Genomic DNA, 11786 nt, shown 5'->3' with positions numbered 1-11786 from the left:
AGAGCCGGACACCGAGACTTCTGCCGCCTCGGGTCTCTGTTTCGGGTCGACCGAAGACCGGCGCACGGGCCCATCCGACCGGATCAGCTGCCGAAGTAGCTGCGCGCGTCGCGGGTGCTGAGCAGGATCAGGCCGATGAGCGACAGCAGCGAGCCGCCGAGGACCGACCAGAGGCTCTCTCCCGTGAAGAGGCCGAGCACCTCCACCACGATCGTCACGGCGAACACGATCATCGCGATCGTGCGGGCGGTGGGGTTGCCGCGCCAGAGTCCGACGCCCACGGCGAGGGTGATGGCGCCGATGATCAGGCTGATCCATCCGACGATCGCGGGCCACGTGATGAAGAGACCGGCGATGATCACGAAGATCGAGCCGAGGATCTGCAGGAAGCCCGAGATCCAGGCGATGATGGCGACGAGCGTGACACCGAGCGGGCGCTGAGTCATGGTGGAGCCCTCCGTGGCGAGACAGATCCGACTGCGTGGCTCCAACGTAGCGGGAGAGGACGGGCGAACGCCTCAGGCACCGCGGGAGTATATGCTCGCGCCATGTCGACGCCGAGCCCATCGCCGACCCCCACCTCCACTCCGCTCGGCGTCGTCGAGCAGGCAGCTGTCTGGGGCAACTGGGCCGAGTGGGGCACGGTCTTCGCTGCGATTCTGGCGCTGGGAGTGAGCATCGCCGCGTTCGCCGTCGCTCGCCGTTCCGAACGACGTCAGCAGTTCATGCGGGTGCACGAACTGCTCACGAACCCGGACTCGCAGAAGGGCCGCCGGCTGCTGCACGAGAAGATCACGCCGGGCCGCGACATCGACAGGCTGCGCAAGCGCCACTCCGATCAGTACGACCTGATCAACCGGGCACTGAGTCTCTACAACACGCTGGGGATCTACGCCTACCGTCACTACGTGTCACGCGAAGAGGCCCGGACCTACTGGGCACCGACCATCCGCGGATCGTGGGACGCGATCGAGATCTACCTGCGGTGGCGAAGAGACACACACGGCGACCAAGGCCTCTGGCCTTACCTCGTCTGGTTCTCCCAGGAGTGCGGCGCCGCCGTCCCCGCCGACCTGAGACTCCCCGACGACTGGACGCCGCGGAGCGAATGACACCACCGGCGCCCGGTCGACGGATGCCGCGACCCCGCGCAGCCGCACCGCCACATCGCCTGCGGGCGACCGTCGGGAAGTTCACACCATCCGATGATCTAGGCTGATGACGGTTTTACTGGGGATCTCGCTGGGGAGCAACACCACCATGCATCATCGCGCTCGTTTCGCGGCGGCTTCGGCGGCCGCCGTCTCGGTTGTCGCATCAGCTCTGACCTTCGTTCCGGCGGCGTACGCAGACCAGATCACCGCAGGCGAGCTGCCTGCCCTGCTGACGGTGGCTGCGGAGACAACGACCCCGGCGTATGACCGGGACCTGTTCGAGCACTGGATCGATGCCGACGCTGATGGGTGCAACACGCGCTACGAGGTCCTCATCGAAGAGTCGACCACTCCGGTGACAGTGGGGGCCGGCTGCTCGCTGACGGGCGGGTCCTGGGTCTCGCCGTACGACGGGTTCGTGGCTTCTTCTCCTGCCGAGATCGAGATCGATCATGTCGTGGCGCTCGCCGAGGCGTGGCGATCGGGCGCGTCGGGGTGGTCGGATGCCGACCGCCGGCTGTTCGCGAACGACATCGATGTGCCGTTCGCGCTGACGGCCGCCTCGTCGGTCTCGAACCAGTCGAAGTCCGACAAGGACCCCGCCGAGTGGCTTCCCACGAACACGGCGTACGCCTGCGAGTACGTGATCGGCTGGACGCTGACGAAGTACCGCTGGTCGCTCAGTGTGGATGCCGCCGAACTCGCCGCACTCCAGGCCCAGTTGTCCGGGGACTGCGGGGCGACTGCGGTCGAGCTTCCCGTGGTGATGCCCACCGGAACCGGAACGTCTCCGGGCGAGACCGTGATCACGCCGTTCCCGAGCGGCGTGGTCCGTCTGGCAGGGGCTGACCGGTATCAGACCTCCGCTGCCACGTCCGCGTGGTACGCGCCCGGGGTTCCGGTCCTGTTCGTGTCGTTGGGTACGAACTTCCCCGATGCCCTGTCTGCAGCATCCGCCGCCGCCCTGCTGGGCGGGCCCCTGCTCATCACGCCCGGTCATGCGCTGCCTGACCAGACGCTGGCCGAGGTGCAGCGCCTTGCGCCGAAGCAGATCTACGTGACCGGGGACGCGAACTCGATCAGCGAAGCCGTCGTGCAATCGCTCGCCACCGTCGCGCCGACCGCCCGACTCGGCGGAGCCGACCGGTTCGACACCGGACGGATCATCGTGGGCACGGCCTTCACGTCCGCTTCGCACGCGATCCTCGCGTCCGGGCGGAAGTTCCCGGATGCGCTCGCCGCGACGGGCGCCGCCGGATCCCGGCAGGCGCCGGTCATCCTCGTCGAGGGTGGCCTCAACTCGGTCCCCGCGGAGACCCTGGCGCTGCTGGGCAGGCTCGGCGTCACCTCGCTGTCCATCGTGGGCGACGCGAACTCCGTCTCGGACGGCATCCAGTCGCAGCTGGCGAACATGGGCTACTCCGTCTCACGGTACGGAGGCGCGGGGCGCTACGACACCGCGGCGATGATCAACGACGCGTACTTCCCCGGCACGTCCGCCACGGCGTTCCTCGCCGCGGGCACGAAGTTCCCCGATGCGCTCTCCGCGGCCGCGCTCGCGGGCCGGCTCGGCGCACCGCTCTACATCACCCCTCAGGAGTGTCTGCCGGTCAGCATCCAGGAGTCGATGAACCGCGTCGCGCCGACGACCAGAGTGATGATGGGCGATCAGAACTCGGTGGGCGCCGCGCCCGCCGCGAACCTCGCCTGCATGACCGTCGGTCAGCCCTCGATCGGCGGCACACTGAAGGTGAACGGGACTCTCACCGCGATCCCTGGCGTGTGGACGCCCGGTACATCGTTCAGCTACCAGTGGTACTCGAGCTCCGGACCGATCCCCGGAGCAACGGGCTCGTCGCTCTCGGTCACCTCGGCGCTCGCCGGCAAGTCGATCGCAGTGCACGTGTGGGGCACCCGCACGGGATTCGTGGGCGGAGAGGCCGCGTCGGGGTGGACGGGAGCGGTGTCGTACCCCGATCGCACCTCGCCGATCGACACGTGGACGTGCCCGTCCTGGGCGCCGATCAAGGGCAACGCGGACTCCGGGATCTACCACGTCCCCGGCGGGCAGTACTACGACGCGACCAACCCCGAGGAGTGCTTCACGACGGAAACCGCCGCGCAAGCGGCCGGATACCGCCGATCGCAGCGCTGATCGGCTCGGCTCGGGTCGGGTGAGACCTCGCCTTACGGCCGTCCCATCCCGTAGTAGCTCCACCCGGCGGCGCGCCAGGCTGCAGCATCCCATCCGTTGCGTCCGTCGACGACGACGCGACCGCCGGTGAGCGTCGAGGCGTGCTCGGGGGTGAGTTCGCGGCGGTACTCGTCCCATTCGGTGACGAGCACGATGGCGTCGGCGTCGCGCAGCGCTTCGTCGCGGTCTTCGATGTAGTGCAGCTGCGGGTGCACGCGGCGCGCGTTGGCGATCGCGGCCGGGTCGGTGACGGTGACGGATGCCCCGAGCCCGAGCAGTCGCACCGCGACATCGAGTGCGGGGGAGTCGCGGATGTCGTCGCTGTACGGCTTGAATGCCGCGCCCAGCAGCGTGACCTTCTTCTCGTGGACCTGTCCGCCGAGCGCGTCGACGACGAGCTGCACCGCGCGCTCGCGGCGGCGGAGGTTGATCGCGTCGACTTCGCGGAGGAAGGCCACGGCCTCGCCGCGGCCGAGCTCTTCGGCGCGGGCGGAGAACGCGCGGATGTCTTTCGGGAGGCAGCCGCCGCCGAATCCGATGCCGGCGCCGAGGAAGCGGCGGCCGATGCGGACGTCGTGGCCGATGGCGTCGGCGAGCTGCGTCACGTCAGCGCCGGTGACTTCTGCGATCTCGGCCATCGCGTTGATGAACGAGATCTTGGTGGCGAGGAAGGCGTTGGCGGCGACCTTGACCAGCTCGGCGGTGGCCCAGTCGGTGACGATGAAGGGGGTGCCCGCCGCGGCAGCCGGGTGGTAGACCTCGCGGAGGAGTTCCGCGGCGGCCTCGCCGGCGGCATCCGCCGGCACGCCGACGACGAGCCGGTCGGGTTCGATGGTGTCCTTGACCGCCCAGCCTTCGCGCAAGAACTCGGGGTTCCACACGAGCGTGGCGCCCGTGGCCTCGATGCGCGGCGCGAGCTCGGCCGCCGTGCCGACCGGAACCGTCGACTTGCCCGCGACGATGTCGCCGGGCCGCAGGTAGGGGAGCAGCGCATCGACTGCCGCGTTGACGTACGTGAGGTCGGCGGCGTAGCCGTCTTTCTGCTGCGGGGTTCCGACGCCGATGAAATGCACGGATGCCCCGGATGCTGCGGCCATCTCGGTCGTGAACTTCAGGCGTCCCGATGACACGCCGGCGGCGAGCAGCTCTTCGAGATCGGGTTCGTAGAACGGCGCCTCACCGCGCGAGAGCGACTCGACCTTGGCCGGGTCGACGTCGATGCCGACGACCTCATGCCCGATGGACGCCATCGCCGCCGCGTGAACGGCTCCGAGGTATCCGCAGCCGATGACAGACAGGCGCATGGTCCTCCGTTCGAGTGGCGAGGTTAACGCCATCTTGTCTAGCAGAGTCCCGTTGCGGGGAAGAGGTCGGCGCGTCATGCGCGGGTCTGGCGTCGCTGCCTTCACGATATGTGCCGCGTTGGGCAAGCAGACGCAGGACCTGCTCGATTGCCCACCTCCGCGCTCGTAGGACCTCTTCACGGGTCGCTTCGCGGAAGCGGAATCAGATCGAGTTCCACAACGCCTCGGACAACTCGCCGAGCATGGCGGGCGGCAGCCGGGCTCTGTGGCTGGGACCGTGCGCGAGCCCGCCGCCGACTATCCGCGGATGGTGTCGACGTGGTCGCGGTACCAGGCGACGGTGCGGTCGAGGCCGTCCTCCAGCGTGATCTTCGCCGTCCAGCCGGCGTCGGCGAGCTTGGAGACGTCGAGCAGTTTCTGCGGGGTGCCGTCAGGCTTGGATGTGTCCCACTCGGTCTCACCCTCGAACCCGACGACGCCGGCGATCGTCTCCGCGATCTCGCGGATGGTGACATCGGAGCCGGCGCCGACGTTTACCTGGTCGGGACCGTCGTAGTGCTCGAGCAGGTGGAGCACTGCATCGGCCATGTCGTCGGAGTGCAGAAACTCGCGTCGCGGGGTTCCGGTGCCCCAGTTCGTCACCGACTCCGCCCCTGACTTGGCTGCTTCGTCGTACCGGCGGATCAGCGCAGGAAGGACATGCGAACCCTTCGGGGAGAAGTTGTCGTTCGGGCCGTAGAGGTTGGTCGGCATGGCCGAGATCCACGGCAGGCCGTACTGGCGACGCACGGCCTGCACGTTGAGGATGCCGGCGATCTTCGCGATCGCGTAGGCGTCGTTCGTGGGCTCCAGGTGCCCGGTGAGCAGCGAGTCCTCCCGGATCGGCTGCTGGGCGAACTTCGGGTAGATGCAGGACGAGCCGAGGAACGCCACCCGCTCCACCTCGTACTTCACCGCCGCGTCGAGGACGTTGGACTGGATCCGAAGGTTGTCGCTGAGGAAGTCGACGGGGTAGGTGCTGTTGGCGAGGATGCCGCCGACCTTGGCCGCGGCGAGCACGAGGTATCGCGGCCTGATCCGCGCCAGGTAGTTGAAGACGTCACCGCGGTTCTTGAGGTCCAGTTCCGCGGACGTTTTGCCAACGACATTCGTGAAACCTTCGCGTTCCAGCTTCCGCACGATTGCGGAGCCAACGAGTCCGCGGTGACCTGCCACGTAGAACGTCGCGTCGCGGTCGAGCGTCTCGGGCGCGAAATCGAGGCCGTCGTCCGTACTGGTCACGGGCCCACCAAGGAGGGCTCAGGTGTCCACGAGGCGAGCTTGACTGAGTCGATCCACTCCGGACGCTTATCGAGCGCCTCGATATCGGCGTCGACCATGAGCTTTGCGAGGTCCTTGCCGTCCAGGGTCGCTCGCCACCCCAGCTTCGCAGCTGCTTTCGACGGGTCGCCGATGAGCGAGTCCACCTCGGTCGGGCGCAGGTACCGCTCATCGAACTTCACGTAGTCGTGCCAGTCCAGGCCGACATGGCCGAACGACGCGTCCAGGAAGTCTCGAATCGTGTAGCCGATGCCCGTGGCGAGCACGAGGTCCTCCGGCTCATCGACCTGCAGCATCCGCCACATTCCTTCGACATACTCCGCCGCGTAACCCCAATCCCGGATCGAGTCCAGGTTGCCGAGGTAGAGCTCCTTCTGTTCGCCCGCTTGGATCCGAGCGACGGCCCGCGTGATCTTGCGCGTGACGAAGGTCTCGCCGCGGCGCGGCGACTCGTGGTTGAACAGAATGCCGTTCACCGCGAACATGTCATAGGCCTCGCGATAGTTCTTCGTGATCCAGAAGCTGTAGAGCTTCGCGGCAGCGTACGGGGAGCGCGGGTAGAAGCGCGACTCCTCGTTCTGCGGAGGGGGAGTCGCACCGTAGAGCTCCGAGGTGGAGGCTTGGTAGAACTTCGTGTCGATGCCGGAGGAGCGCACCGCCTCGAGCAGGCGGACAGTGCCGATCCCCGTCGTGTCAGCGGTGTGCACCGGCTCGTCGAACGACACCCGCACGTGAGACTGCGCAGCGAGGTTGTATACCTCGTGCGGATGGATCTTCACGAGAAGGCTTACGAGCCCCGCGCCGTCGCTGAGGTCTCCGTAATGAAGGAACAGTCGTGCGCTCGGGTCATGCGGATCCACATAGAGATGATCGATGCGCTGCGTGTTGAAGGTGGAAGCGCGGCGTATGAGGCCGTGGACCTCGTAGCCCTTTCCGAGCAGAAGCTCGGCGAGGTAAGAACCGTCCTGACCGGTGATCCCGGTGATGAGTGCACGCTTCACGTCGTACTCCGTCCCCCAGCGACGCGCGAGGACGTTCGGGCGTCTCCGCACAAGTCACGGATTCCGCGATGTGAGCAGCCAGGCTCTCGGTGAACCTGTCGGGAGCTGTCTCACCGTCGAGAATAGGGCGACGATACCGCAGGCCGCCCGCGGAAAACAGGCCGCCTTCCGATCGGCTGGCGGACCGCGCTCATCGGATCGATCCACGCTCATCGGCCGCATCCGCTCTGTCAATCTGCGTGCGATAGGCGGAGAGCGGGCGGGTAGCATCGACGGCATGCAGGAGACGCCTATCGCGAAGCTCGCGCGATGGTTGGCACCCGCAACGACCGACCTGCGGGAGACCTCCCCTGCGGGTCCCGCCTCTGCAACGAGGTCGTCCCGGAGCACGCGGGGGTCTGGCTACCCGACGCGCGCGCCGTCGCGTGCAGCGTTGCCTGCGGAGACGACATAGAGGCTGACCGCCGCGCGTGGTGACCTGACGCCGGCCTATAGCCTGGTCGGATGCAGACGACGGAACGGCAAGCCACCGCTGAGCGTCGGCCGCGGTGGTTCGGATCGATCCGCATCAACCCGTGGCTGCCGCCGCTCGCGCTCGTCGCGATCGCCGTCATCCTGATCCTCGTCGAGGACGTGCCGAATCCGGTGTCACTCGCTCTCGCGGCAGCGTCCTCGCTCGTGGCGCTCGTTGGCGCCATTCAGTCGGTCGCGCAGGGGCTTCGACCGGTGGCCGCGTCGTTCTACATCTTCTGGTTCTCGTGGCTCGGGATCGGGCCTATCGCTCAGATGACAGTCGGGAAGGTCGCGTGGGGCGACTCGACGGTTCTCGCTGAGCAGGGCCAGGTGCAGAGCGCACTGGCGCTCACACTCCTCGCGATCGCCGCGTTCTGGGCCGGTGACCACATCGCGCGTTCCCGGCCCCCGCGAGGCGGCAAGCCTGCGCCGCCCGCGACCATCCGCCCCGGCGTGCAAGTGGTGCTGTCCGTCGCGCTGATCGGGGTGGGCTTGAACGCGATCCGCGTGCTCGGGCTATCGAGCTTCTTCATCCCCAGGCAGGACCGCAGCGAAATGCTCATCGACACGGTGGGCACGCAGGCAGAGGTCGGCGGCGCAGCGACCGCGCTGTACACGGTCCTGCCGTCCGCTCTCGCCGTCACTGTCACTCTGCTCGCCGTCTACCGCATGCAGCTCGACTGGCGCGGCGTCGGGGGGATCAAGGCAGGCCAACTCGTGCACCTGGCGATCGGCGCGCTCGGTATCGCCGTGTTCGCGAACCCGCTATCGCAGACGCGGTTCGTCGCACTCCTCGCCATCGGGTCGCTGCTCATCGTCCTGCTGCGGCCACGGTCCCCGCGGGCAGGGTTCGTCTACCTTGCGATCGGCCTCGTCGGCACGCTGCTGATCTACCCGCTCGCGAACGCGTTCCGCACCGCCAACGCCACCGTCAACGACATCACATCGCGGACGTTCACAGGCGCGGACTTCGACGGGTTCCAGCAGGTCGTGAACGCGATGAACTACGTCGAGTCGGTCGGCTGGGCGTGGGGTCACCACATCGTGTCGGCCGTCCTGTTCTTCGTGCCCCGCTCGTTGTGGCAAGACAAGGCTGACCCGGCGTCGCTCGAGGTCGCGTCCTTCGCCGGCTACCGGTTCACGAACCTGTCGCTCCCGATTCACGCTGAGCTGTACATGCAGCTCGGTCTGCTCGGTGTCGCCGTGGGGATGCTCGGGCTCGGGTTCACAGCGGGGCGACTTGATGCCGCATGGCTGGGCGCGCCGCTGTCGAAGATGGCAATGATCGCACCTGTCGCCGCGCTGGCGACCTTCGGTGTCCTGCGCGGGCCGCTCGGGGCGCAGGTGCCGGTCTGGTTCCCGATCGTCCTACTCCTGCTGCTCGCGGTGCGTTCCGGCGACCGGAAGTCCGCAGACGCCGTGCCCAGGATGTGACCGTGGATTCCGAGGAGCCGACCGATGACACGCCCCCGGTGGTGCTGTTCATCCTCGGCGGCGCGATGGTCGTTGCTGGCGTCTCGCGGATTCTCTCCGACATGGCCGTGATGATGCGCGGTGTGGACCCGCTCGCGCTGGTCGCGCTGGCAGGCGACGTCGCGCTCTTGTGGATCGCGGAGAAAAGCCGGCGCAAATGGGTCCGGCGGCCGGAGGCCTGTACCTGCGACCACCCGTTCCACTCTCGCTGGGCGACCATCCCGCGACGGCGCAGCGTGTCTCGGTCAGGCGCGGTCGAGCTCCTTCGCGAAAAACGCTCGCAGCTTTGAGGATCTCGTTGGCCTTGCGAAGCTCGGCGTTCTCCTTCTGCAGCCGCTTGATCTCCGCCGCCGCGTCCGTCGTGAACCCGGCTTCACGCCGGCGTCGACCTCGTAGCGACGCTGCCACAAACGCAGAGTCTCCGGGCTCATCCCGGCAGGCCGGCGACGTGACGCGCCGCTCATCATGTTCGTGTGCGACGGGCGCGCCTCCGCGAGCATCCGAAGCGCAGGCTCACGCATCTCCGGCGAGTACCTCCTGTTCATCGAGTTCCATCTTTGCGTGAAGAACGGAACGAAAGTCAGGCCGGTTCACGTACGCACTGCAAGCCGCGTGCGTCGGTACTCGAATCATGATTGAGCGAGCACGTCATCGATCGTCTCCGCGAGCGTACGCGCCGAGGACAGCCACGTGTAGTTTTCGGCGTTGCGCCGGCCTGCGGAGGACAGCGCAGACTGGCGGTCCTTGCTCCCGGCGACTTCGCACATGGCGCGCGCGAGGTCTTCGACGCTGAGCGGGTCAACCCACTCCGCCCCGTCGGAGCCCAATACCTGTGTCATCGGCGCTCGCGCCGACGAGATCACTGGTGCCCCGAGGGCTTGCGCTTCCAGCGGCGGAATACCGAATCCTTCGTAAAGGGACGGAAAAACGTAGGCGGTGCAGTGCCGATAAAGCCACGCGAGCTCCGAGTCCGTCACACGACCGAGCCATTTCACGCTGCTGCCGGACGCATGCGCGTGATCGCTGAAAGCTCGGGCCGACTGTCCCACAATCGCGTAGCGGAACGACGGGCCATGGTTACGACGGAAAAGGTTGAACGCGGCGAGCGCTCGCGAGACGTTCTTGTGTGCGCTGAGGGACCCAACCGAGAGGAAAAAAGGACTTTCGAGGAGATCAGCGACCGGCGTGCCCTCCGTCGCCATGAGGATCGGATCGACGGCATTTGGAACAACACAAACGGTCGGCTCCAACTTTGGGTACTCAAGCTGCAACTCGCGGCGGGAGAACTCGCTCACGGTGACGACAACCTTGGACGACCTGATAGTGAGTGGAGTAAGAACTCGGTACGCCTGCCTGTACCTCCACGAATAGGAATCGGGGTTGCGTAGGAACCCGAGGTCGTGAATCGTCGAGATCTGCGGTTGGTACACGATGGGCGCGGTGTTCATTAGATTCACTAGTAAGGGCGAGCCAAGAGACCGGAGTGCGCGGGGAAGCGCTATTTGCTCCCAATAGTGCCCACCGCCGGAACCGATTTGCAGGACCAGGCCGTCTAGCTCGCTGGGACGCAGGTCACCCGGTGGCGCGACGAGTTGAACGTCCGCCCGTGCATCGACTAGCTCGCGGGCGATCCGCTGTGCAAACCTCTGTACGCCGGTGAGTGGCTGCGTGAGGAACCGGCAGTTGACAACTACGCGTGGACCGGCAACCAAGTCTGCAGTCCCTTCTCGAATCTCTCGCGAGAGAACTTTTGAGCATGCGCGGCCGGTGTCAGAGAGGATGAGTCGAGCACGGAGGTCAACGCTCGCGCGACTCCCGCCACCGTGTCCTCCTCAGCGATCGCGCCGCTTACGCCGTCGGAGACAGTCTCCGTAGCACCTCCAAAGCTCGTTGTCACGGTGGGCGTACCCAACGCCTGCGCTTCCACCGGCATGATTCCGAAGTCTTCGATGGCGGGGAACACGAAGGCCCGCGCGCGCTGGTACAGGGCGTATAGCAGCGCGTCGGAAGGGCGCTCTACGAGGAAGCCCGGCACACTCGCCTTCTCAAGCAATCGTCGGAGGCTGCCAACCTCGGGGCCGCCTCCAGCTAGGACGACAGGAACGTCTGCTGCCTCGGCTGCCTTGACAACCCAGTCCAGACGCTTGTAGGGCACAAACCTCGACGCTCCCAGCACAAACCCTTCTGGTAAGGAGTGGAGAATGCTCGACTCGATGTCGCTCAGATCACGCGACCAATCTGGTACGGCTTGAAGAGCAGCGACCTCCACCGGCGGGTAGAGCACGCCGGCGTCTTGTCGCCACGCCTCGGAGATGCGCGCTCGAATGAACTCACTGTTAGCCATGAGAGACGCGGCTTCCCCTGACCTCGCGCGATCAAGTGGCTTCAACGTCCTGGAAATTGCTCGCGGAATAAATCCGGTTCCTCGACCATCGAGTTCAGGCGCCCAAATGTAGCGTGCAGGGGTGTGCACGTAGACGTACTTGGGTGTCCTTGCCGAGATTCCCCGAAGTCTTACATGGTGTGCAAAGAGATGCGAGCTGACGAACAGCCAGTCGTGATGAGCGTTCGCGCGAATGCTCCTCCACGCTGCTGGCATGATCGGGAGCGCCGCGGCCTTGCGCCCGCGTAATGGAGTTCGCGCAAGGTGACTCTCTGTGATGCGAACGCCCTCTCCAAACCTTCCGCCGGAGTTGTCCCACAGGCAATAAAGGTCGGTGGCACCAGTTGCGCCCAATACCGCGTCGACGACGCGCTCGGACCCACCCGCCAGTTCGACCCATTCGTGAACGACCGCACCGCTCATCGTCATCCTTTACACTCGAAA

The 11786-nt window shown here is 66.5% G+C and carries 10 protein-coding genes; 4 read left to right on the top strand and 6 right to left on the bottom strand.

Translation table 11 applies throughout. The features are described from left to right. Positions 1 to 83: 83 nt before the first annotated feature. Positions 84 to 446: a hypothetical protein gene (locus ACFQ7C_RS00360; RefSeq protein ID WP_378896441.1), complete on the bottom strand. Its 363-nt coding sequence runs from the start codon at positions 444 to 446 to the stop codon at positions 84 to 86. A 102-nt stretch (positions 447 to 548) separates the two neighbouring features. Between ACFQ7C_RS00360 and ACFQ7C_RS00355 the strand changes: the two genes are divergently transcribed. Both ACFQ7C_RS00355 and ACFQ7C_RS00350 read left to right on the top strand, forming a co-directional pair. Continuing rightward, the gene (locus ACFQ7C_RS00355; protein WP_378896439.1) at positions 549 to 1112 is read left to right on the top strand and encodes a hypothetical protein; all 564 of its coding nucleotides are present in this window, start codon (positions 549 to 551) and stop codon (positions 1110 to 1112) included. Positions 1113 to 1218: 106 nt separating this feature from the next. Beyond that, positions 1219 to 3309 carry a cell wall-binding repeat-containing protein gene (locus tag ACFQ7C_RS00350; RefSeq protein ID WP_378896437.1) on the top strand — a complete coding sequence of 697 codons (2091 nt, stop codon included), beginning with the start codon at positions 1219 to 1221 and terminating at the stop codon, positions 3307 to 3309. Positions 3310 to 3341: 32 nt separating this feature from the next. Here the strand turns inward: ACFQ7C_RS00350 and ACFQ7C_RS00345 are convergent, their stop codons facing one another. The 3 genes from ACFQ7C_RS00345 to gmd all read right to left on the bottom strand — a co-directional run bounded on the left by ACFQ7C_RS00345 (position 3342) and on the right by gmd (position 6973). Then, positions 3342 to 4652, bottom strand: a complete 1311-nt coding sequence (locus tag ACFQ7C_RS00345; RefSeq protein WP_378896434.1) for a UDP-glucose dehydrogenase family protein — start codon at positions 4650 to 4652, stop codon at positions 3342 to 3344. Between the two features lie 297 nt (positions 4653 to 4949). Then, the gene (locus ACFQ7C_RS00340; protein WP_378896431.1) at positions 4950 to 5933 is read right to left on the bottom strand and encodes a GDP-L-fucose synthase family protein; all 984 of its coding nucleotides are present in this window, start codon (positions 5931 to 5933) and stop codon (positions 4950 to 4952) included. Then, a complete protein-coding gene (gmd, locus tag ACFQ7C_RS00335) occupies positions 5930 to 6973 on the bottom strand; it encodes a GDP-mannose 4,6-dehydratase (protein WP_378896428.1) in 1044 nt (347 codons plus the stop codon). Before gmd ends, ACFQ7C_RS00340 begins: the two co-directional genes overlap by 4 nt. 504 nt (positions 6974 to 7477) lie before the next feature. On the opposite strand from gmd, the gene ACFQ7C_RS00330 reads away from it, so the two are divergent. Together ACFQ7C_RS00330 and ACFQ7C_RS00325 are read left to right on the top strand one after the other, a co-directional pair. After that, positions 7478 to 8920 carry an O-antigen polymerase gene (locus ACFQ7C_RS00330; protein WP_378896425.1) on the top strand — a complete coding sequence of 481 codons (1443 nt, stop codon included), beginning with the start codon at positions 7478 to 7480 and terminating at the stop codon, positions 8918 to 8920. Positions 8921 to 8922: 2 nt separating this feature from the next. Beyond that, positions 8923 to 9249 carry a hypothetical protein gene (locus ACFQ7C_RS00325; RefSeq protein WP_378896423.1) on the top strand — a complete coding sequence of 109 codons (327 nt, stop codon included), beginning with the start codon at positions 8923 to 8925 and terminating at the stop codon, positions 9247 to 9249. Between the two features lie 339 nt (positions 9250 to 9588). On the opposite strand, the gene ACFQ7C_RS00320 is transcribed toward ACFQ7C_RS00325, so the two are convergent. Both ACFQ7C_RS00320 and ACFQ7C_RS00315 read right to left on the bottom strand, forming a co-directional pair. Further along, the gene (locus ACFQ7C_RS00320; RefSeq protein WP_378896420.1) at positions 9589 to 10671 is read right to left on the bottom strand and encodes a glycosyltransferase family 4 protein; all 1083 of its coding nucleotides are present in this window, start codon (positions 10669 to 10671) and stop codon (positions 9589 to 9591) included. Beyond that, positions 10650 to 11765 carry a glycosyltransferase gene (locus tag ACFQ7C_RS00315; RefSeq protein WP_378896417.1) on the bottom strand — a complete coding sequence of 372 codons (1116 nt, stop codon included), beginning with the start codon at positions 11763 to 11765 and terminating at the stop codon, positions 10650 to 10652. Before ACFQ7C_RS00315 ends, ACFQ7C_RS00320 begins: the two co-directional genes overlap by 22 nt. Between the last annotated feature and the right edge of the window lie 21 nt (positions 11766 to 11786).

Source organism: Microbacterium sp. NPDC056569 (genome assembly GCF_042793475.1).
Taxonomy (GTDB): domain Bacteria; phylum Actinomycetota; class Actinomycetes; order Actinomycetales; family Microbacteriaceae; genus Microbacterium.
Note: the sequence above shows the minus strand (reverse complement) of the source record. Positions and strands in the feature narration are given on the sequence as shown.

Bases quoted from the DNA above. Each gene is read 5' to 3' on its own strand.
- ACFQ7C_RS00360 (WP_378896441.1), bottom strand. From the start codon at position 446: ATGACTCAGCGCCCGCTCGGTGTCACGCTCGTCGCCATCATCGCCTGG.
- ACFQ7C_RS00355 (WP_378896439.1), top strand. From the start codon at position 549: ATGTCGACGCCGAGCCCATCGCCGACCCCCACCTCCACTCCGCTCGGC.
- ACFQ7C_RS00350 (WP_378896437.1), top strand. From the start codon at position 1,219: ATGACGGTTTTACTGGGGATCTCGCTGGGGAGCAACACCACCATGCAT.
- ACFQ7C_RS00345 (WP_378896434.1), bottom strand. From the start codon at position 4,652: ATGCGCCTGTCTGTCATCGGCTGCGGATACCTCGGAGCCGTTCACGCG.
- ACFQ7C_RS00330 (WP_378896425.1), top strand. From the start codon at position 7,478: ATGCAGACGACGGAACGGCAAGCCACCGCTGAGCGTCGGCCGCGGTGG.
- ACFQ7C_RS00315 (WP_378896417.1), bottom strand. From the start codon at position 11,765: ATGAGCGGTGCGGTCGTTCACGAATGGGTCGAACTGGCGGGTGGGTCC.